This window comes from Ulvibacterium sp. (assembly GCF_028285715.1).
Lineage (GTDB): Bacteria > Bacteroidota > Bacteroidia > Flavobacteriales > Flavobacteriaceae > Ulvibacterium.
Genome location: NZ_JANQOO010000014.1, coordinates 22,825 through 45,134 on the forward strand (window position 1 = coordinate 22,825; position 22,310 = coordinate 45,134).

Annotated in this window: 21 protein-coding genes; 6 read left to right on the forward strand and 15 right to left on the reverse strand. The window is 42.0% G+C overall.

Annotation, left to right across the window (positions count from 1 at the left end; all coding sequences use genetic code 11):
• Nucleotides 1-38 precede the first annotated feature (38 nt).
• The 3 genes from Q0993_RS05865 to Q0993_RS05875 are packed head-to-tail and all read left to right on the forward strand — an operon-like array spanning nucleotide 39 to nucleotide 2,819.
• Entirely contained in the window at nucleotides 39-1,031 is a 993-nt protein-coding gene (locus Q0993_RS05865) for a TRAP transporter substrate-binding protein (RefSeq protein WP_299530678.1), read from the forward strand.
• A complete protein-coding gene (locus Q0993_RS05870) occupies nucleotides 1,028-1,519 on the forward strand; it encodes a TRAP transporter small permease (protein WP_299530680.1) in 492 nt (163 codons plus the stop codon). The genes Q0993_RS05865 and Q0993_RS05870 overlap by 4 nt, the downstream gene beginning before the upstream one ends.
• A complete protein-coding gene (locus Q0993_RS05875) occupies nucleotides 1,509-2,819 on the forward strand; it encodes a TRAP transporter large permease (RefSeq protein ID WP_299530682.1) in 1,311 nt (436 codons plus the stop codon). The genes Q0993_RS05870 and Q0993_RS05875 overlap by 11 nt, the downstream gene beginning before the upstream one ends.
• A gap of 21 nt (nucleotides 2,820-2,840) precedes the next feature.
• Here Q0993_RS05875 and Q0993_RS05880 read toward each other — a convergent pair whose 3' ends face one another.
• The 10 genes from Q0993_RS05880 to Q0993_RS05925 form a co-directional block, all read right to left on the reverse strand.
• On the reverse strand, nucleotides 2,841-4,793 hold the full coding sequence (locus tag Q0993_RS05880) for a glycoside hydrolase family 3 N-terminal domain-containing protein (protein ID WP_299530684.1): 1,953 nt from the start codon (nucleotides 4,791-4,793) through the stop codon (nucleotides 2,841-2,843).
• Between the two features lie 53 nt (nucleotides 4,794-4,846).
• Nucleotides 4,847-5,929: an adenylate/guanylate cyclase domain-containing protein gene (locus Q0993_RS05885; RefSeq protein ID WP_299530686.1), complete on the reverse strand. Its 1,083-nt coding sequence runs from the start codon at nucleotides 5,927-5,929 to the stop codon at nucleotides 4,847-4,849.
• A 15-nt stretch (nucleotides 5,930-5,944) separates the two neighbouring features.
• Nucleotides 5,945-7,060: an ABC transporter permease gene (locus Q0993_RS05890; protein WP_299530688.1), complete on the reverse strand. Its 1,116-nt coding sequence runs from the start codon at nucleotides 7,058-7,060 to the stop codon at nucleotides 5,945-5,947.
• A gap of 31 nt (nucleotides 7,061-7,091) precedes the next feature.
• Nucleotides 7,092-8,201: an ABC transporter permease gene (locus Q0993_RS05895; protein WP_299530690.1), complete on the reverse strand. Its 1,110-nt coding sequence runs from the start codon at nucleotides 8,199-8,201 to the stop codon at nucleotides 7,092-7,094.
• A gap of 5 nt (nucleotides 8,202-8,206) precedes the next feature.
• Complete coding sequence (locus Q0993_RS05900; RefSeq protein ID WP_299530692.1) at nucleotides 8,207-8,635, reverse strand: DUF2141 domain-containing protein; 429 nt, start codon at nucleotides 8,633-8,635, stop codon at nucleotides 8,207-8,209.
• An 11-nt stretch (nucleotides 8,636-8,646) separates the two neighbouring features.
• A complete protein-coding gene (locus tag Q0993_RS05905; RefSeq protein ID WP_299530694.1) occupies nucleotides 8,647-9,375 on the reverse strand; it encodes an ABC transporter ATP-binding protein in 729 nt (242 codons plus the stop codon).
• A complete protein-coding gene (locus Q0993_RS05910; RefSeq protein WP_299530696.1) occupies nucleotides 9,368-10,291 on the reverse strand; it encodes an ABC transporter ATP-binding protein in 924 nt (307 codons plus the stop codon). The genes Q0993_RS05905 and Q0993_RS05910 overlap by 8 nt, the downstream gene beginning before the upstream one ends.
• A complete protein-coding gene (locus Q0993_RS05915) occupies nucleotides 10,291-11,202 on the reverse strand; it encodes an HlyD family efflux transporter periplasmic adaptor subunit (protein ID WP_299530698.1) in 912 nt (303 codons plus the stop codon). The genes Q0993_RS05910 and Q0993_RS05915 overlap by 1 nt, the downstream gene beginning before the upstream one ends.
• Nucleotides 11,203-11,212: 10 nt before the next feature.
• Complete coding sequence (locus Q0993_RS05920) at nucleotides 11,213-12,487, reverse strand: TolC family protein (protein ID WP_299530700.1); 1,275 nt, start codon at nucleotides 12,485-12,487, stop codon at nucleotides 11,213-11,215.
• 97 nt (nucleotides 12,488-12,584) lie between these two features.
• Nucleotides 12,585-13,190, reverse strand: coding sequence for a TetR/AcrR family transcriptional regulator (locus tag Q0993_RS05925; protein WP_299530702.1), 606 nt, complete (start codon nucleotides 13,188-13,190; stop codon nucleotides 12,585-12,587).
• Between the two features lie 639 nt (nucleotides 13,191-13,829).
• Here Q0993_RS05925 and Q0993_RS05930 point away from each other — a divergent pair.
• Nucleotides 13,830-15,209: an APC family permease gene (locus Q0993_RS05930; protein WP_299530704.1), complete on the forward strand. Its 1,380-nt coding sequence runs from the start codon at nucleotides 13,830-13,832 to the stop codon at nucleotides 15,207-15,209.
• A gap of 78 nt (nucleotides 15,210-15,287) precedes the next feature.
• Here the strand turns inward: Q0993_RS05930 and Q0993_RS05935 are convergent, their stop codons facing one another.
• The 5 genes from Q0993_RS05935 to Q0993_RS05955 all read right to left on the reverse strand — a co-directional run bounded on the left by Q0993_RS05935 (nucleotide 15,288) and on the right by Q0993_RS05955 (nucleotide 20,802).
• Nucleotides 15,288-15,938, reverse strand: coding sequence for a thioredoxin family protein (locus tag Q0993_RS05935; protein WP_299530706.1), 651 nt, complete (start codon nucleotides 15,936-15,938; stop codon nucleotides 15,288-15,290).
• 20 nt (nucleotides 15,939-15,958) lie between these two features.
• A complete protein-coding gene (locus tag Q0993_RS05940) occupies nucleotides 15,959-16,558 on the reverse strand; it encodes a TlpA disulfide reductase family protein (RefSeq protein WP_299530708.1) in 600 nt (199 codons plus the stop codon).
• A gap of 151 nt (nucleotides 16,559-16,709) precedes the next feature.
• On the reverse strand, nucleotides 16,710-19,442 hold the full coding sequence (locus Q0993_RS05945; RefSeq protein ID WP_299530710.1) for an ABC transporter permease: 2,733 nt from the start codon (nucleotides 19,440-19,442) through the stop codon (nucleotides 16,710-16,712).
• Nucleotides 19,443-19,496: 54 nt separating this feature from the next.
• Entirely contained in the window at nucleotides 19,497-19,835 is a 339-nt protein-coding gene (locus Q0993_RS05950) for a PadR family transcriptional regulator (RefSeq protein WP_299530713.1), read from the reverse strand.
• Between the two features lie 295 nt (nucleotides 19,836-20,130).
• Nucleotides 20,131-20,802, reverse strand: a complete 672-nt coding sequence (locus Q0993_RS05955; RefSeq protein ID WP_299530716.1) for a ZIP family metal transporter — start codon at nucleotides 20,800-20,802, stop codon at nucleotides 20,131-20,133.
• Between the two features lie 94 nt (nucleotides 20,803-20,896).
• Here Q0993_RS05955 and Q0993_RS05960 point away from each other — a divergent pair, with 94 nt between their 5' ends.
• Entirely contained in the window at nucleotides 20,897-22,057 is a 1,161-nt protein-coding gene (locus tag Q0993_RS05960) for a THUMP domain-containing protein (RefSeq protein WP_299530719.1), read from the forward strand.
• 22 nt (nucleotides 22,058-22,079) lie between these two features.
• Nucleotides 22,080-22,310 (forward strand): hypothetical protein, encoded by a 231-nt coding sequence (locus Q0993_RS05965; RefSeq protein WP_299530721.1) that lies wholly within the window; start codon nucleotides 22,080-22,082, stop codon nucleotides 22,308-22,310.

The window sequence follows — 22,310 nt, forward strand, 5'->3', positions numbered from 1 at the left end:
GTGAAAATCCCGTACCATCCGACTTCATTATATAGAATATGCGCAATAGATTTCGACCCTTTTTTTTGACCCTCACATCCATTGCCATATTCACCCTTTTTCAAGTTTCCTGCTCCGAAATCGGAGATCAAAAAATACTTTATTTTGCGCATTCCCTGCCTATTACGCATCCTGTACACAAAGGTATTTTGGATATGCAAAAGTTTGTTGCCGAGAAGTCCGGTGGCAAGCTTCAGATAAAGATTTTTCCGGACGGTCAATTGGGCACTGAACGTGAAGTATTGGAACTATTGCAGATCGGCAGTATTGCCATGACCAAGGTAAGTGCCGCATCCATGTCCAATTTTGCCCCGGAATACAAGGTAATGGGAGTACCCTACCTCTTTAGGGACAGTAAGCACCTATTCTCGGTTTTGGAGGGCGAAGTGGGACAGAAATTATTGGAAGGGGGAACGGAATATCTTTTACGTGGGCTTTGCTTTTATGATGCCGGCAGCAGAAGTTTTTATACCAAAAGGAAACCTGTACAAACACCGGATGATTTAAAAGGATTAAAGATTCGGGTGATGAACGATCAAATGTCCGTTGATATGGTCAATACCTTAGGTGCTTCTGCCACACCAATGGCCTATGGTGAACTCTACACTGCATTGCAACAGAATGTTGTGGATGGTGCCGAAAACAATATCCCTTCTTTCGTGACCTCCAATCATTACGAAGTGTGCAAATACTATTCCTTTGACCAACATAGTATGGTCCCGGATGTAGTGGTGATAGGGACAAAGTTCTGGGATACCCTGTCCGAACAGGAAAAGGAATGGCTACAATCAGCGGCTTCCGAAAGCGTGGAAAAACAGAAACACTATTGGCAGGAAACGGTAAAGGAAAATATGGAAGTACTTAAAAAGGCCAAGGTGAAATTCAACTACCCGGAAAAGGAACTTTTTGCATCCAAATCGAGCCCGGTGATGGAACGATTGATGCAGGATCCAAAAATGAAGGAGTACATCGAAAAAATTAAATCGCAATGATGAGGCGTTTGTACCGGACATTGAATACAATTATTGAGGCCTTTTTAGTGCTCATTTTTGCGCTTCTTGTCGTGGATGTGGTATGGCAGGTGGTCTCTAGATATATCATTGGGCAATCCAGCTCGTTCACAGAGGAATTTGCGCGTTTTGCATTGATTTGGCTTACGCTTTTAGGAGCTACCTATATCAATGGGATGAAAGAAGGGCATCTTTCCATGGATTTTCTGGTTTCCAAACTTTCTCCCGAGAAAAAAAGGAAGCGACAAAAGAAAATACAATGGTTAATGGCTCTTTTTGCTTTGGTAGTCATGGTCGTTGGTGGAGGGAATTTAGTGTATACCACTTCGAAATTAGGCCAGATTTCCCCTGCCTTGAACGTTCCGCTCGGGTTTGTATATTCCATTGTACCCATTAGTGGACTCATCATAATTTTCTTTTGTGTGTACCATATAAGCATAACTTTTAGTCCAAAGGCCCATGAGCATTGAAACCATAAGTATCCTAGTCCTGTTCATTAGTTTTATCGGTCTTTTGGCCTATGGAGTTCCTGTGGCCTATTCCATTGGCATTTCTACCACCCTTACGTTGCTTTTGAACATTGTTTTTATGCCCGCCACCACCACCGCGGCGCAACGAATGACCACGGGAATCGATAATTTTGCCCTATTGGCCATTCCATTTTTTATTTTGGCCGGGGAGCTTATGAACCGGGGGGGGATTGCAAAACGATTGATAGATTTTGCCAAATCACTTATTGGGAGCCTTCCCGGTGGTTTGGCATACGTTAATATTATAGCGGCCATGCTGTTCGGCGCAATTTCAGGATCTGCCATTGCGGCGGCATCGGCTATTGGAAGTACCTTGACCGATAAGATGGAAAAGGAAGGTTACCCAAGGGAATTCAGTGCTTCGGTGAATATCAGTTCTTCTACCACAGGTCTATTGATTCCCCCGAGTAATGTACTTATCGTATATGCGTTGGCAAGTGGCGGTACCGCCTCGGTAGCGGCCTTGTTTATTGCCGGTTATGCCCCAGGTATCTTAGTAGGATTGGCATTGATGTTTATGGTATTCCTCTATGCTAAAAGAAAAAAATTACCCAAAGCTCCACGCGTTGGTTTTAAGCAACTTTTTATCGATTTTAAGAATGCATTCTTGAGCCTAACCCTTTTGGTTATTGTAGTTGGCGGCATCGTAGCCGGAATATTTACCGCAACGGAAGCAGCTGCCATTGCAGTGGTCTATGCGGTATTATTAGGGTTTTTAAATCGGGAACTAAAGTTCGCGGATTTTAGGCCAATTTTGCTACAAAGTGCCAAAACCACGGCCGTAGTTATGTTCTTGATCGCTACTTCGATGGCTATGTCATGGCTTTTTTCGTTTGAAGGCATTCCCCAAATGTTGACATCACTTTTGGTGGAATCGGTAAACAATCCCTTTTTAGTATTACTATTGATCAATATTACTTTGTTGATCGTAGGTACCTTTATGGATATGACCCCTGCCGTGCTCATTTTTACGCCAATTTTTCTGCCTGTGGCCATGGCTTTGGGCATGCATCCCGTACAATTTGGGATGGTAATTGTACTTAACCTTTGTATAGGCGTTTGCACCCCACCCGTGGGAACTTTGCTCTTTGTGGGGAGCGGCGTGGCCAAAGTACCGGTGACCAAGGTCATAGCACCATTGCTGCCCTTATTGGGCGCCATGGTGCTGATTTTATTGATTATCACATATTTTGGCGAAATCTCTCTTTGGTTGCCCCGCTTTTTTGGTTTAATAGAATAGGTAAAATCCTTCAGTTTTGTTTTAGTTCGGATAGGACAATCCATGTCCATAAGGATACAAAGGGTTTTCGGAATCATAAGGAACATCTTCCAGCTGTTTTTCAACGGCTTCTGTGGAAGAGGGAATTTCAATGGGTAGTTTTCCGCTTGGCTTAAACTTCCCAAAGACTAATTCCAGGATAATATCGTCCTGACATTCAAAATCCGCAATCACGGCTTTGCTGGCCGCATTTATTTCCGGGATTACCGGGGGCCTTTGGATAGTTAACACAGTAATGGTAGGTTTGGAACGGGTACGTTCCAGAATCTCCTCCTTTTCCTCCTCTGGAAAATCAAGTCGTCCTTGTGGGATGAGCCTCTCCAAAAGGCTACCTCCTTCTGGTGGTGAGGAAGGGGTTTCTAATTTTTGAATGATGATATCCGCCTCATCCATGTCCTCTACGATTTGTGGAAACTTCTCATTAAGCCCATTTTTTTCCATGCCTTCAAGATAAATTTTAGTGTTAGCGGAAAGGGGGAGTATTCTCTCCTCATTTTTCAACAAGACCAGTGACTTTCTTTGGGCGTCCCTTCCTTTTTTGACAAAATTGGAATTTCCAACGATGTCTACTCCGTCCAGATCCACGTAAGGATTGTCAAACAGTCCCAATCTAAATTTATCTCTTAGAATGCGTCGTGCCGAGATATCGATTCTTTCTTCCGGTACCTCACCGCTTTCAACGAGTTCAATGATATGTTCGGTAACATATTCCCCTCCGAATACATCGCATCCGGCATCCAGGACTTTTTTAACACGTTCCTTTTCGGATAGATGCTCCACGCCCCAGGCCGAGGCATCCTTCACCGCCATATCGGAAATTATGCCCCAATCCGTAGCCACCACTCCGTCAAACTTTAGGGAATCGCGCAGCAATTCCTGAATCATTTCCCTACTAAAGGAAAAACCTACTTCTTCCTTTACCTGACCTTTTGGAATGCCATAATATGGCATTATTTGGGCCGTATTTGCGGAGAAGGCACCTTCTGTAAATGGTATTAGGTGATAATCAAAATTATCCCCCGGATATACCTGGCCCTTACCACTTTTAAAATGGGCATCCCATCCATCTTCCTGTGGTCCACCACCAGCGAAATGTTTGGTTTGACAGGCTACACTTTGTGGACCGAGAGTATCACCCTGAAAACCTTGGATGTAGGCTTTTGTAAGTGCCGCGCTGAGGTGGGCATCCTCACCGAAAGTACCATTGATCCGGGCCCAACGGGGATCCGTGGCTATATCCGCCATGGGATGTTGGGCCAAGCGGATACCAAGAGCTAAATATTCTTGCCGCGCAATGTCCCCAAATTCCCGGACCAAAACGGTGTCTCCTATGGCACCAAACCCTAGTTGGGATGGCCAGACGGAAATCCATTTTGCCTCACCACTTGCTCCGGGCATTGCCATAGTACCATGTCGCGGATCTGAAATGAGGGTCACAGGAATACCTAAGCGTGTTTGTTCCGCAAATTTCTGTAGGTTGTTGTTCCAGGTGGCGAAGACCTTGGCCGAAGCTCCACCAAGATTCTGGACATGGTTCATTTTTCTTTTTAATAGGGTACCTGAGGTACTTTCGGTCATAAACGAAAAAGGGTCGGAGAAAGTCGGAATCTCAAGTAATGAACCATCCTTTTCCATACTAAGAAAATGAGCGAACATGAGACCGGCCTTTTCATCCAAGTTCATTAGGGAGATTAAATTTTCTACCCGACTTTCCAGGGATGCCCGTGTGTCCTCATAAGTATCTAATTTTCCATTTTTGTTCAGATCTCGGAACTCATGTCCATTGGTCTTTAGGATTGGAGCCTCTTCTCCTAAAAGCTCCATGTTGCTGGCCGATTCCCGATGCCATTTAATCGTGAAAACGAGATAGATCAATAATAGGATCAAAATCAATCCTGCTAAGATGAATCCGGTAATTTTTAGAAACTTTTTCATTGGTTTGTTGTTTAAGTTTAAGTGTTATTCAATTAGTATCGCTGCACGAAGACTTAATGCTTCATTGCATATATTTTACTCTCATTGGCCTTGCCCCTTAACTTCAAGGTGGCAATGAGTTCGTGTTCAAAAAAAGGCCGTGTTAAGGATTTTAGATAAAATTGGGTGAAAAGGAGGTCCCTTCCATATTTTTTACACAGACCTAAAAGTCGGGCGGTCGTATTAAGGACATCACCGTGGTAGGCTATGTTCTTCGTTTTGCCTCCGACCAGCGTTGCCGTAACCTTGCCCGTACTAACGGCCGCCTTGAAATAGGGTCGGGTGCCAAACTTTGTCCGATATAAATTATCAAAAAATCGGAACTGATTTTTTATGGCCAAATACATATGAACGGCCTGACCTTTATCGTTTTGGGATGCAGGCCAAGTAAATACCACTTCGTCTCCAACGAATTGATAAATGTCATACTCATACTCCCTTACCGCATTTATGATATCATCAAAACAACGGTTAAGAAACCGACTGTATTTTATATGCCCAAGTTCTTCTGCAATACGTGTGGAATCGTTTAGGTCCAAAAAAAGGAAAGTCCGATTTTCCTCCAAAGGTTCTGTATATCTTCCTATAAGGTAATTGTAAAAAACATGTTGTCCAAAACTCTTGTGCAAGCGCCGTAAAAAACTGACCAGAATACTTAAAAAATAGAAATAGATAAAAAAAGAGAAAAAGAGCCCAGTGGTCATAAAGCCCAAGGATTCCCCAATAACCAATTTTAAGGGAAGCTTATTCTCCATGACACCGAAAAAAACGTTCAATAGAAATATAGGGACAAGGATAATGAAGGCTACATCTATCTGCCAGACCAATCTTCTGAGTAGCAAGGATGTAAAACGTTTGGTCACTTTAGGGTGAATATAAGACTCGTACCATAGTATAAGCATCCCTATTATGGCTCCCCCTATACTTATTCGCAAATGAAGGATGGAGGGAGGTCCGCTTATCCGGGAATCGATGGCAATGGCAGAATCTTCGATTCCGGTCATTTTTAAGAAAATGAAGAAATTAGCCCCCAATACAAAAAGTAATATCAAGATGGTATTCTCGATCAACGTCTGTTTTTCACTACGTTTGGACATAGGGTCAATAATTTATCATTGTTGTTTTTTATAACTCCATACTGCAGCTACATTGAATAGTACGGCAAGGATGATGGTGTATATAAATTCCCAGCGTATATCCCAAAAACTACTTCCCTTTAGGAGTACTTTTCGAGTAACCGAAATAAAATGGGCCAAGGGATTGGGAATTGTGGCGTATTGCGCCCATTTGGGCATGCTCTCGATAGGCGTAAAGAGCCCACACATCAAAATGAAAATAAGCACGAAAAAAAAGGCGACAAAAATGGCTTGTTGTTGCGTATCCGCAAAGTTTGAAATGAGCAATCCAAGACCTAGCACACATACCAAATTTATGATGGCGTAACCAAAAACAAGAAAAAGACTACCGCGGACGGGAATATCGAAGATCAATTTACTGGCCAATAAGCCCACCGTTACCAAAACCAATCCAATACATAGGAAAGGCACCAACTTTCCCAAAATGAACTCCCATTTTTGTATTGGCGTCACATTAATTTGCTCTATAGTACCAATCTCACGTTCACGTACCACATTCATAGCACTTAATACAATGGTCAATAAGGCGGCCAACTCGGCCAGAATTCCCGGGGCCATAAAGTGTGGGTATTTCAATTCAGGATTGTACCAGTTATTGGAAGATACCTCCACTGCGGCCATTTGTGAGCCTATGGTCTGGGATAGCTGTGGTTGAATTTCCTTGTTAAGGGAAGCAATGATATTGCTAAGGTATCCACTTCCTACGGTGGCCTGTTGTCCGTTTATGGCATTTACCAGCATCTGTACTTTCGGGGCCTCCTTTCTATGGTAATCCCTTTCAAAGTTAGCTGGGACCTCCAAAATGATATCGGCCTTATTGCGTTGCATCAGCTCAAAGGCCGTATCATGGCTAAAAGAGACTTCGACCAAGGTAAAACGGTCATTTGCGTCTATCTTTTGGGTCAGCGCCCGGGATATTTCGGATTGGTCATTATCTACCATCACCAAACGGACGTCTTTTACATCATTAGATGCCGCATTGGAAAGTACGATCAATTGGATTATGGGCAAGGCGGTCATCATGGGCAACAAGGCCTTGTTCCTAAATATTTGGATGAACTCTTTTTGTATGAGGTACCGTAAAGTCTGCATTATTCTTCTGTTTATCTCCTAAAGTGCTTATCTACTCCAACCGAATTTTGAATTTTCGCCAGGTAATCAATAGGAATACCAATGTCATAATCAATAAAACACCCACTTCAAATAGAATAAAACTAAAGCCCACACCCCTTAACATTACCGCCTTAAGTATTTCTATAAAATAGGTTGCAGGAACGAGCTGGCCGATGTATTGCAACAACACAGGCATACTTGTCAATGGAAAGATGAAACCGGACAGAATCATTGAGGGCATCATCAACCCCATTAAGGACCGCATCATGGCGTCCTGTTGTGTCCTTGAAACAGTTGAAATCAAAGTACCCAAGACCAAGGCCGTTACTACATACAAAAAACACATAAGTAGCAGAAGTACTATACTACCCACAATGGGTACATCAAAAACAAAATGACCCAACAAAAGCACCAAAATAGCATTGGTAAAGGATAGGATGGCATATGGCGTAACTTTTCCCAAAATGATGAGTAGCGGAGGAAGTGGCGAGACCAAAAGTATCTCCATAGTACCTAATTCCTTTTCCCTGGCGATGGTCAATGATGTTAACATGGCACAGATAATGAGCAAAATCAGGGCAATGGTACCTGGTACAAAATTGTAGGCACTTGCCAATTGGGGGTTATACATCATTCTGGATTCCACATTTATTCGATATGGGTCTGGTATGGTCGCACGCCGCTGCATTTGAAAACTATTTACCATTTGGGTGACATATTGCCCCAAAGTATTGGCATTATTCGGGTCGGAGCCATCAGCAACTACCTGAATTTTTATGGGCCGTCCGGCATAAAAATCTCTTGAAAAATTTTCAGGGATTACTACAACCAATTTGGAATCACCGGCTTTCATACCGGCTTCCATCTGGGTTTCGCTATACAAAACCTTATTCAACTGAAAATTCCCAGAACTTTGTAGATGGTCTATAAGTTGTATGCTAGTTTCGTCCTTTGCATAGTCCAGAACATCTATTTGGGCATCCTTGAATTCATTGGTCACGGCATAGCCAAAAATCAGTATCTGAGCCAGTGGCATTCCAAACAGAATAAGTAAGGTCCGCTTATCCCGTAAAATGTGATAAAACTCTTTTTTTACAAATGCCCTGAAAACTTTGAACATGCTGATTAATTCAGGATGAACCTCATATTAAGCTCCTTTTTTCCATTGTTATGTTGAAATGAACATTTTTTGAAGGAGGGTTTACCCATTTTGGTCATATTACTGGCCCCGACCGGTTCTTTGGGCATACCTATAAAGTTCGATTTGATTTCGCCATCCCTGTCCTTATCCTGAAACACGGAAATGGCATAGACTCCATAAGGGACATTAGCGAAAGTATAGCTGGCCGTGGTGTTGAAGTCGGTAATCACCCCTTTTTTAAAGGCTTTGGAAGGCTCCCGGGGAAAACCCTCTTCCTCCGCGAATAGCATAAAAACGATTTCTCCTTTTGTACTTTCAATTTCAGTTAGGTTAACGACAATATCTCCGGAATCGGGTCTGGTAAATCCCATGAGCGTAATGGCCACTACTGCAATTAGATGTTGTTTCTTCATAGCTTTCTTTTTTAATATCGGACAAGCCTCAAAAAGACTTCGTCCATGGTGTTTGCATTATAAGTTTCCTTTAATTTTTCTGGGGTATCCAATGCTTCGATCTTACCGGTTACCATAATGGATACCCGGTCGCAATATTCCGCTTCGTCCATATAGTGGGTGGTAACAAAAATGGTACGCCCTTGTTCAGCTACTTGATAAATGGTCTCCCAAAATTGCCGTCGCACCTGGGGATCTACGCCTCCTGTGGGTTCGTCCAAAAAAACGATATCGGGATCATGTACCATGGAAATAGCAAAGGCCAAACGTTGTTTCCATCCCAATGGAAGGGCGACCACCGGTTTGTCGGCTACTTCTTCCAGACGCAACTCTTTTAGGATGTCCCTAGTCCTTTCCTTTATACGATTCCTGGAAAGGCCATAAACCCCACCATAAAATCGTATGTTTTCCTTTGGGGTCAAATCGTCATAGAGACTAAATTTTTGGGACATGTAGCCAATGTTCTTTTTTACCTGCTCTGCTTCTTCATCAATATCAAATCCCGCTACTTTTCCCTTCCCCTCGGTAGGTCTACTGAGACCGATCAACATCTTTATGGCTGTTGTTTTTCCGGCGCCGTTGGCTCCGAGGAATCCAAAAATCTCACCTCGTTTTACCTGAAATGAAATGGCATCCACCGCAGTGAAATCGCCAAACTTTTTGGTAAGACCGTCAACTTCTATGATATTTTGCTTATGCATCGATTGGTTCATTGGTCTGTGAGAGATCAAGAAAAATATCTTCTATGCTTGGAGCAGTTCTTTTTACTTCTTGGATAGGAATACCCACCCGCTCCAAATCGTCCTTTATTTGAAGGGCCTCATAGGGCTTGTTGGTGGTGAGATGGATAAATTCCCCGAAAGGCAGGGCACTCCTTGTAAAAGAAGCACTTCGCAAGTAGCTTAATGCGGTATAGGTATGCTCCGTTTTAATGGCGTACAAGGGCTTTTGAAAATCTATGACCATCTGGCCGGGGCTATCTATTTTGAGTATTTCCCCATTTTGCATTAGGGCGATACGATCGCACAAACTGGCCTCATCCATATAGGGAGTGCTGACCAAAATGGCAATATTCTTTTTCTTTAGACTTTGTAACATTTCCCAAAATTCCTTTCTGCTCACAGCATCTACTCCTGTTGTAGGTTCATCCAGAAAAAGAACCTCAGGTTTATGGATCAATGCACAACAAAGGGCCAATTTTTGCTTCATTCCTCCGGAAAGCTTGCCGGCCAATCTTTTTTTGAATGGCTCGATCTGTTGATAAATGTCCTTGACCAAATCATAGTTTTCTTGGATGGAGGTTCCAAAAATTGTGGCAAAAAAGGACAAATTCTCCTCAACGCTCAAATCTTGATAAAGGGAAAAGCGTCCCGGCATATAGCCTACTTTTTTACGAATATGCTTGTATTCTTGTATCACATCATGGCCTGCGACGGAAGCCCGGCCCCCATCTGGCAGCAATAAAGTCGTCAAGATTCGGAACAGGGTGGATTTTCCTGCCCCATCGGGACCGATCAATCCAAATATCTCACCATCGTCCATCTGAAAACCAATGGATTTTAAAGCGGTTACGTTGCCGTAGCTTTTGTCAATATTTTCTACAAGTACAGCAGCCATTATTCGTTCTTCTTTTTAAAGATGACCTCTCCCGGCATTCCTATTTTCAAGGTTCCGTCGTTTTTGACCTTTACGTCCAAAGCATAGACGAGATTTACCCGTTCTTCCTTTGTCTGTATTGTTTTTGGTGTAAATTCGGCTTCGCTCGCAATCCAAGAAATAATGCCGTTCAATTGCTTAAAATCGTCCTCTCCTTCGTCTACTCTGACAACAACTTCATCTTGTATTCTAACGTCCTGTAAAAGCGTAGCACTGGTATATGCGCGCAACTTCATTTCATCCAAATTGGCCACCTTGTACAATGGAGTACCTGTACCAACTAGCTCATGGGCTTCGGCAAATTTGGTAAGTACCGTTCCGGAAATAGGATTTAGTACCTTATGATCCTGTATTTGTTTTTGAACCAATGCAATTTGGGCTTCCAAAGGCTTGCGTTCCGCAAGGATACCCCTATTGGCAATGGTAATGTTACGTTTGGTAGAGTTGATACGCTGTTCCACCAAATCGATTTTCCCGTTGTAGTCATCCAGTTGCTGTTGTGTAGCAGCCTTTTCTTCCAATAAGCGTTCGGTCCTGTCCCGCTCACGGATTAGATTGCTTTTGTCACGGACCAATATGGCCACTTCCGGTGCCGCCTCCTGCAACTTCAGGTCCAAAGCCTGAAGTTGTGCCATGAGGCGTATTTTTTCAAGATGTATTTGGGCCGTGTCTATAAGACCTACTTTTTGATCGGCATTTAGTTTTTGGCCCTCCTCAACATTGAGAAAGACCAGTTCCCCATTGCCCATAGCGCTAATGGTTACACTGGTCGCTTCAAAGTTTCCATAGGCATCGGCTATTTCTCCGTTACCGCAGGAGCACAAGAGAACTAAACCAAAAAGTGAAAGGCCTTGTAGTGATTTGGTGTACATTCGTTGTAATTTATAGTTGACCGATTAGGGTTAAATAATTTGTAATGGTTTGTTGTAATTGAATTTTATTGAATTCCAGCTGCTGTTCGGCATTAAGTGCGGCATTCACCTGGGTCACATAATCGTTGGAATTGATGACCCCGTTATCCAGTTGAACCTGTGATTGGGCCAAAATATCCTTTTGAATAACTACTATGGCCTCGTCGTTTGCGATTTGGGCCTGTAAGGCCGCTATTTTTTCACGATATTCCATACGATCTGAATCTATGTCAAAAAGAAAGAGTTCTCGGTCCACCTCTATTTGTTGCTGTTGCAATTTGATGCGTTCCCTTTCTTTTTTACCTTTTCCCCAATCCAGGAAATCCCATTTTAGCTTAACACCTCCCAGCGCATAGGTAGCGGTATTGATATCCGAAAAGTTCAGAGGGTTGGGATACCCGACCCCTCCTTGGGCAAAAAGTGATATTTTGGGACGGGTACTGGCGGCAATGGACGCTTCCTGGGCGGCAAACAGGGATTTTTGATTATCAAATAATGCTTCCTCAGGCCTATTGATAGTTTCCGATTGAAAGGTGGGAACAACATAGGGCAGTTCAAATTGCACATCCTCAGGAAACGTCTTGCCAGTTAATTGCTCCAAAAGGGAAATGTAGGTTCTGATATCCCCTTCCGTTCGTATGATTTCGGAGGTAAGTTCCAATTGGCGGACCTTTAGTTTAGAGACTTCACTTTCCAGTACCGTACCATTCTCAAAACCCGATTGAAGACTCTGAATGTTGACTCTCAAATCTTCCCGGGAGGTCTGTAGGATTTGTTTTTGCTTTCTTGAGAGGGCAATGACAAAGACAATGACATTTATCCTGTCCTTAAGGGAACGTAATTGTACTTCAAGGGATTTGCGCTCCACATTGGCCGACGCGATCTCGGAGGCCTTTTGAGCTTTTTTGATACCGCCGTCATATAGGTCATAATCAACGCCAAGGTAGGCCGAGTAAGTTTCCAAAGGGGCATTTATGGCATTCTCCCCTAGGGGGATATTGATATTCTCCGACTGTAGTTGTCCTTGGCCGTTAAGACTAATTTTCGGTAGTTTGGTCTTGCTTATATTTTTCAGATTAATAGCCTCTATTTTAGTGATGAGATCACTGTCCTTTACGAGGGGATAGTGCTGCTCCGCCCACTGGTAGGCTTCCGAAAGCTGAACGGAATTGGATTGACCCAAACCGAGGAAAGAAATACCAAAAAAAAATAAAAATAAAGGAAAGGCTAATTTTAACTGATTCATTTTTAGATAATTGTTATTAACCAAATGGTTAATTTCAAATCAAAAAATATACGGCTTGCACCGTATTAACCATTTGGTTAATGCAAATATAAAAAATTTAATTCATGAAACTTGACTTTATGATTTCTTTGACAATTTGCTTTCGCTCGCTCATCATTTTTATGTAGATATCCGAAGGAATTTCCAACATCCTTTCAAAAATGGGACGAGCTATAAATGGAAATACGATCAATGACATGGTGGTAAGCATAATGTGCGAGGGCGGTATGGGCTTTAAAATTCCCTTTTCCTGTTCCTCACGCATTTGGTCCATAAACTTCAGTAAGGAATGGCCATCGTCTATGATCTGCTTCATTTTCTCAATAGAATCCTTGTTCCCCTGGGCCATTTCATGTAAAAGGAACATGGGCATGTCCGGATTTTGGATAATAGTATCGATATAGGTATCGACTAACAGGCAAAGTTTATGGTATACAGTACCGTTGGCATTGAGCACCGCGGAAAGTTTTGGGGCCATAATTTGCATATTGGCGGAGACGATACCCTCGAACAATTTGCGTTTGCTCCTGAAATAATAGTGTAACATGGCCTTGTTGATTTCCGCCTTGTCGGCGATTTCCTGCATGCGTGCCCCGGCAAATCCCTTTTGGATAAATATGGACTTGGCCGCTTCAAGAATTTTTTGTTCCGTCTCGTTTTGCATATTTGTCCGTTTTAAACAAAATCAAATTTAACAAAACTATTGGCTTTGTACATTTTAAAGGGAAATGGACATAGTTGATAAAATACTGTAAACCTCTAAATGTGTATTGCGAATTGGAGGGGGTTAGAGTGGGTCTATCCTTGTCTATGGAGACCTGTAGAAATTTAGACTTGATCGTATTCATGTGCTCCTTTTCAAGGAGCACAACTTTTCCTTAAATTCAGTTTTATGATCTGGGTGATCGAAACTAAACGGGCGTGGACCATGGTTTTGGATAATCGGATTATTTTTGCCAAAGCTACCGTCAGTCCGATTTATGAATCCCTCGATAGGGGATTTAAGAAAGGTTGAAGATGAAAGATGCATATAGGTAAGAGTAACTTCTCTTCGGATTATTCTTAATATTGACAAAATGAAACGAACGTAAATTTTTCTAATCAAAAAACTATATTCAGTGAAATGATCAAAAACTTCAAACAAATGAAGGGATATATAATTTACATGGGGGCCATGATATGTTCTATGTTTTTGGTTCTTTCTTTGAAGGTTTTGGACGTACAATCCCAAGAAGACTATTCTAAAACCGAGATTGATAGAAAAGTAGAAGTTTTCTTGGAAGATTACAAAAATTAGATTCGCTTGGCCAGAAAACAAAAAGACAAACTTAACCGGAGCCTAGGCTTTTTTTCGTTGACGAACCTTGTAATCGCCAATATGATCGGGGCCGGTATATTTACAACTTCAGGTTTATTGATGGGCGATGTCGGTAATCCATGGCTAATGCTCCTCCTTTGGGGTATTGGCGGTGTCTTGGCCCTTTGCGGTGCCCTGAGCTATGGCGAGCTGGGTGCCGCTATGCCCCAAGCCGGGGGCGAGTACAATTTCCTGTCCAAGCTGTTTCATCCCCTACATGGCTTTTTGAGTGGATGGGCATCTTTTATTGCAGGATTTTCGGCACCTATTGCGGCCTCTGCCATTGGTTTTAGCGCATACTTTTTTCGGGCCTTTCCCGATTTAGGTTCAAGCTTGGGTCTTTCCATGGACATTAACAAGAAATTGGTTTCCATTTTTGTTATACTCTTATTTTCCGGAGTACACCTTAGGGGAATTAAGTTCGGGGCCAAAGTTCAGAACTACCTGACCTTATTTAAGGTGCTATTGGTTATTGGCCTACTGGTTATTGGCTTTCTATGGGGCAAAGGCGATTTATCCCATTTTACGAGTCAGGTGGAGACAAGCTCGGATTTCGGAAGTTGGAAAACGGCTGGTCTCTCGTTGATGTGGATTATGTTTGCCTATAGCGGATGGAATGCCTCGGTATACGTTGGTTCGGAAATCAAGGATCCCAAAAAGAACCTGGCCAGATCCCTGATTTTGGGAACCTTGATCGTTACGCTGTTGTACGTACTTTTAAACATTTTGTTTGTCTATGCTGTTTCTCCGACCGATATGAAGGGGGTTATCGCTATCGGTGGGTTAGCGGTCAACAACTTGTTCGGCAGCTCTACGGATACCATAATTTCCCTACTGATCTCCTTTGCACTCTTTTCTTCCTTGAGCGCCTTTATCATTATAGGGCCAAGGGTCTATTATGCTATGGCCAGGGATGGCTATTTTTTTAAGTGTCTTGCTCAGGTGCATCCTGTCTTCAAGGTCCCTTCCAATGCGATTCTTACCCAGGCTTCGGTATCCATAATACTGGTGCTATCGGGGACTTTTGATCAAATATTGACCTATATGGGCTTTGCACTCGGAATTTTCCCGATTCTCACCGTGTTCGGGCTTTTCAAATTAAGAAAATCCGGTCATTCAGTATTAAAACTGCCCGGTTACCCATGGGTACAGGTTTTTTATATCCTTATAAGTCTTTCGATTTTGATTTTAGCCTTTTTGGAACGTCCAAAGGAATCGTCCATAGCCTTGCTTTCCCTAATGGCAGGCATCCCTATTTTCATGGTTTTCCAATATTTACAAAATCATACCAATTCCAAGGTCTCTGGGAATCGTTCCGAAGATTGAGAATAATGTAGCAAGACGCTGCCCTGAGCTAAGACATCTTAAATCCACCTAATTTCCATTATAGCGTTTAAATGAGAATCAGACCCTTTTTATTCCACAACCGATGGCTTTGGTGACTTTTACGTCCGGATCCTTTCCTTCATCAATGGCCAGAATTGCTTTTTCAACAAATTTTTCACTTACATTGCCACCATCACGCGGGTTGTCGTCTATCGCACCATGGTAGCGTACAATGCGGTTGGCATCGACCAGAAATACCTCAGGGGTCTTGGTTGCTCCATATTTTGGGAAGATTTCCTGTCCGTCATCCAGAAGATAGAGAAATGGGAACCCTTTGTTCTTGGCGTTCCGTTTCATCGCCTCAAAACTGTCACCAGGCTTAAGGGTAGGATCGTTGGGTTGAATGGCTACCAAGGGATATCCTTTTGGAGCATAGGCATTATGTAGATCAATGAGCCGCTGTTCATTGGCTTGGGCGTAAGGGCAGGTGTTGCAGGTGAAGACTACGATGAAGCCCTTAGGCTTATTTCCATTGGCATCGGTGATATTATCAAAGGAATATACCTTACCATCAATATTTTTTAGGTTAAAATTCGGTGCCTCGTCCCCTATGCCGATTCCTTCCACATTTAAATCAACAATTTCGTTGTTGACCAGAAACGCATTTGGTGCCGGTAAGCCAAAGGAAAATAGCACAAAGGACATTGAAAACAGAAATAGCTTTTTCATGATGCAGGGTTTTATTTGGTTTATAAAAAGGGTTCCATAATTCTTTCCAATTCCTCAAAATCATCAAAAGGTTCGCCTACCAGATAGTTTTGCTTTCCTTTATAGATATAGGTGGCGGGAATAGCTCCTGACCAATCTGGCGAAACCTTGTCTATCCATTCATTATAGTTGCCATCTAGGAGCGCCAAAACTTTGGATTTCAACTGCTTCTTTTCTACAAAGGGCACCAGATTACTTTCCACTTGTTTTGGAAAATCAAGACTTACCAAGACCACCTTTACTTTTTTATGGGGATATCTTGAATTTAGCTCCTCAAAATAAGGTAATTCCTTTATACAGGGTTTACACCAGGTGGCCCAAAAATTGATGACATAAGTGGTATCGTTATCAAAGTGGAAAAGAGGCTCCAAGCGGTTGAATTTTTCATAAATGGGAACTCCCGCAATCTGGAAATCCGGACCGGGCCAGTTTTCATCTTTTACATCGGATAGGTCATTCGATGCTGTTGCCCCATTGATCGCTTCTCTTGAACTGTTGTTTTTGCAAGCTATAAAAAGGACCGATACCAAGACCAGATAGAGTATTTCTACATTGGAAAATTTTGGATAGGTCGGTTTCATTACCTCTTTTTCAGATTCCCTATACAAGTAAAGAATTTTAAATGAAATCTTTAGCCAAGAAAACGTTAACGATGAAACATAAAATGATCGATCAAGAAATGGGCCCTTTCATGCTATAAACCAATAATCCTTTAATTCTAGGTAAGTTGATTTAGTCCGCCTTTAAGGAATCAACAGGATTCATTTTGGCCGCAGTATAAGTTTTTTGCCCCACGGTCAATACCGTGATACTTAGCATCACGAATACAGGTATTAAAAAATGATCTAACCCGAATGATATCTTAAATGCATAATTCTCCAGCCAAATCTTGCCCCAATACAGGATTACCGGAATCGACATGAGGATAGCAATCAATAGTAGGAACAAGTATTCCTTGGAAAGTAACATGGCAATTTTTAAGGTACTTGCCCCATGAACCTTCCGTATCCCTATCTCTTTTGTTCTTAGGACGGCAGAATAGGAAACTAGGGCAAACAAACCAATACACGCTAAAAAAACAGCTAGAATTGAAAAGACCAGAAACAGATTGCCGAATTGAATATCTGACCTATATTGATTATTGAAATCTTCGTTCAAAAAAAAGTAATCAAATGCATTCTCGGGATAGATGGCGTTGTATACCTTTTGGATATGATCAATGGATTGGCCAATATCTGCCAAACCTATCTTAAAGGATATGAAGTTATTGGCCCCTCCGTCAAATCGAAGTACAATAGGACTATGCGGACTCCTTAGGGATTGCCAATGAAAATTTTTCACCACTCCTACTATTTGCATTGGAGAACTACCAAAGGTAATCTGCTGCTGTACTGCGCCTTGCACAGACGGGAATCCGAAAGCCTTTACAGCCTCTTCATTGAGTATTACAAAACGGTCGTCCAGCATGTCCGTGTTAAATGATTTTCCTGCTAGTAGCTCTAAGTTGTAGGTCTTCATAAAATCCATTCCCGTATTGACGACCCAAACTTGGTGTCCTTCATTTTCCGGTTTCCCCCAAATTCTCAAATTTTTGATGGATACGTCCTGAACCTGACCGGGCACCAGACGGGAGCCGGTAACGCTAGTAATGGTGGGATGCCCCACTACTTCTTCCTGGAAAGCGAGAAATTTGGACCTTGCATAGGCATTGGCGGCCCTTATTTGTACCATATCCGTGCCATCCGTTACTTCCGGACCATTTAAAAGGATTTTAGGCCCTTTTACGACCAAAATCCTTTCGATATCCATTCCCAATTCACCAGCTCTCATATACGTGATTTGTTTGTATACTAGATATGTACCCGCTATCAACGCAATAGAAGTAAGAAATTGAAAGGCGATCAATCCCTTACGTAAATTCATATCACCGCCTCTGGAAGTTCTTTTGGTGCTCAAAATAGAGATAGGACTATAGGTGGAAAGTACAAGGGCGGGGTATAGGCCGGACAATATTGAACCTACAAAAATTATTGTGAAAAACCAGATCCAAAAATCCATAGTCCGTAAAAGAAGGAGGTTTAATTCCTTTCCGATGACATCGCCCAAGGCGGGAAGCATCAAAAAAGCAATCCCAATGGCCAGAATCCCAGAAATCGAATTAACAAGTACTGATTCTATGATGAATTGTTTCACCAATTGCCCTTTCAATGCCCCAATGGATTTACGAATACCCACTTCTTTTGCCCTGGTCATGGAACGGGCCGTAGAAAGATTGATATAATTGATCCAGCCGATGAAGAGAATGAAACATGCTATAATCGCAAAGATTTGGATGTTCATTATATTTCCTTTATCATCGGAATAATCCGGATACGTATAGGCGTCTGATTTTAAGTGTATATCGGCAATGGGTTGTAAGCGAGTCTTTTCTACCACTTTTTCAGGATCGTTCCATTGCGCTTTATTCACGGTTATGAGGTTGTCCAATTTTGCCCGTACGACCTTTAAGTCGGCCGATTCCTTGATCTTAAGATAGGTTCCGAACCACTCACGGGCCCATCCGCCATATCTGTTCACTGATCCCCCATTTCCCAACTCCCAAAGATTTTCAATGGGTCTCAAGAATTCAAATTGCAAATGACCGTTTATCGGAAGTTCTTTTAGTACTCCGGTAACGATACAGGTTCCTGATGATGAGCCGTCCTCTATCTCCAATGTTTTTCCCATGGGGTTCTCACTGCCAAAATACTTCTGGGCCATTTTTTCACTAATCACAATGTTGTGTATTCCATCTAATGCAGATTCTCTATCGCCCTGCACTAGTGGGAAATTGAAGACTTTTAAAAAAACACTGTCAACAAAGGCCATAGTATGTCCTTCTTCGTTAAAACGTCTCTCCGTATCCGTATAGCTGATTACGGCGCCATATTCCGATGCATAAAAACGTACATATTGATCCACTTCGGGAATCTCCTCTTTTGCCTTTTCCCCCAGTTTAAAGGTTGTATATGGCCCGGTACCTGAATTTATACCGTTATGGGTCTTATCAATGACAACGCGATATAGGCTTTGGAAATCCTTATGGAAACGATCATAACTAGACTCAAAATGGATGTATTGACATATCAAGAGACAAACACCCATCCCTATGGCCAAACCACCAATGTTTAACAGTGAGTTCCATTTGTTGCGAAAAAGGTTGCGCCATCCTACTTTAAAATGGCTACGGTACATACCATAATTTACGGTCATGAACAGTTCTGATTTTCTCAGGGCAAAAGGCCTTAAATAGTTTAAAATTTGATACCAGTAATCCAATCTTGCCCGTAAAGTGGATTTTCTCTTAGCCATTTCATGGAACCTTTCCTTTAAGTCTCCCAAGACTTCTTCCTTAAATTCATCTTTGATGAAAAAGCTTAATAACCTTTTTGCAAATCTTGGTGGTATGTTCTTTTTTTTGGACATCTAAAATTTGGTATAACCTGCCCCGGGACAGATTTTGGTTTGTTTAAGGTATATTCAAAGATTTAGCGAAAGTTTGGCAAAAGCAGGGTATTGGTTCCATAGGGAAGTTCTTAGATCTCGGGACGCGATTAATGCCCGCTGACCTGATGCGGAGATGGTATATATCCTTTTTCTTCGTCCACCTCTCACCGCGGTGGGTTGCCCTAACTCGGAGGACAAGAACCCCTTTTTACACAGCCTTTCCAGTGTGGAATGGGTCGCTCCAATGGAAACGGATTTTCCAGTCTGGGACTCAAATTCCTCTGCAATCCGGAGGGCGTACGCTTGTTTTTCAAGTATCCCCACCAATAAAAGAATGATCTCTTCGAATTCCCCTAAACGCGCGTCTTTCATGATTTAATTTTAAGTTGTTTCCCTTTAGTTTTTCAAAGATTTAATACTTAATTGTAGAACAAATATAGTGTAAATAATTTATTTATTCTACAAAATGGTAATTAATTAAAAATTTGCATGATTTTTTGAGATATATGGTCCATCCAAAGGCACTATTCCTGGTGCATTATTAGTCGCCATTAGGAATACCTATGCATGTTTTCATCGGTCTCTTGGTTAATTTTTTAGGCTAGCCCCACACTTGATTTTTAAAACTCGAAAAATGACCGGTAAACAGAGTGTCCCAAGAACGGAATTACAGGAGATATGCCATTGCTATGCCCAAAACAATAACCAATAGTTTCCGCATATTGAAGGTATGGCCTTCGGAGCTTTCAAAAAGTATGACCGTGGAGATATGCAAGAAAACCCCGATTACCATAGCATTGATATAGCTTAAATAAGGGGATATCAAATCAACATTGGTCGCAAAAAAACTGCCCGAGGGGGTCATCAACGCGAAAAGGCTTATGAACAACACCGCATAAGCCATTCGTATTTTAGAGCCCAGAAGAAAGATACTCAAAATAATGGCTATGGGAACTTTATGTACCAATATACCATATATAATAGTATCATTTTCTTTAACCGGGAAACCTTCCAAAAAAGCATGTATGGACAGGCTAGCGAATAAGAGCCATGGAAACAGCGTCTTTTCCCCGTTCATATGGATATGGCCATGTTCCGCACCCTGTGAAAAAAATTCCAAAAATATTTGGAGAAGGATTCCAAGCATAATGAAGACCCCGATGATTTTTGCATTGGAGTCTGCATAGGCCTTTGGGAAAAGCTCAAATAGGGTTAAAGCCAGTAAAAATGCCCCGCTAAAGGCCAGGAGAAGCTTAAAATTTGCTTTGTTTTTTGGTTTGAAAAGAATCACAAAACCAAAACTCAACAATACGGCAAGAATGGGCAAAAGATATTTCAAAGGACAATAGGTTAGGTTGTTTTAAGGATTTGTGACGATACAAATCCGTAAGGCCCAAAAATACTGTATTTTTGATTCAATTTGATGATAGGGAATGAAGGATAACTTTACCATGGTAGCCAAGACCTTGTTTGGTTTTGAGGAGATATTGGCCAAAGAATTACGCCAATTGGGTGCGGGGAATGTAAAAATCGGTACACGAAACGTTTCCTTTGAAGGGGATACTGGATTTATGTACAAGGCCAATATATGTCTTCGTACGGCCATAAAGATTGTTAAGCCAGTATATTCCTTTTCCATCCGCAATGCCCATGATCTGTATCGGAAGATTTATGCCATGGACTGGTCGGAGTATCTGTCCGTGGATACAACATTTGCCATAGATACTACCTTACACTCCGATAAGTTTACACATTCTCTTTACGTTTCCCAAAAGGCAAAGGATGCCATTGCGGACAAGTTTCGGGCCTTGGATGGTAAACGTCCCAATGTGGATATCAAGAATCCGGATATACGCATAAATATCCATATTCAGCACGAACATTGCAATGTTTCCCTGGACAGTTCGGGGAATTCCCTGCACCATAGAGGGTATCGCACGGCCACGAACATAGCCCCGATAAATGAAGTGCTCGCAGCCGGATTGTTACTTTTAAGTGGATGGGATGGTCGCTCGGATTTTCTGGATCCTATGTGCGGTAGTGGAACTATTTTGATTGAAGCCGCGATGATTGCGTGCAATATTCCGGCCAATATCAATCGAAAAGGTTTCGCATTTGAAAAATGGCATGATTTTGATCCGGAACTTTACCACACGATTTTAGAGTCGAGTTTACATAAGGCCCGAGAGTTTCCATTTAGAATAGTGGGCTATGACAAGGCCCCTTCGGCCGTACGTAAGGCGCTGGATAATATTGAAAATGCAAACCTTTCCGAATATATAACTGTAGAACAAAGGAATTTTTTTACTACGGAGAAATTTGCCGAAGGGAGATTACATATGGTATTTAATCCACCTTATGGAGAACGTCTGAATCTGGATATGAAAAAGTTCTATGGGTCTATTGGAGATACCTTAAAACAGGGATATCCCGGTACGGATGCCTGGTTCATCACTTCAAATTTGGAAGCACTAAAGCATGTGGGCCTTCGTCCTTCGCGAAAGATCAAGGTTTTCAATAGTCATTTGGAATCGCGTCTTGTAAAATATGTAATGTACGAAGGAAGCAAAAAGGCAAAATACCAATCTTCTTAAGTTATTAAAAACGTTCCAAGTTATGCGACCAAAACACAAGGCCCTTCTATTCAATTTTATCGCTTTTGTGACTTTGTTCCTTATGGCCCGATTGATTCTGGGGTATTTTTTACCGATCAACCGAATTTTTTTGGCAGTTACCTCCGCCATCATTGCGAATGTGCTGGCACCCAAATTTGGAGCCATCCAGACAGATGAAGGGGAAAAGGTGCTAATGAAGTGGATTTTTATAAAAGGAATGCGCGAACTATGA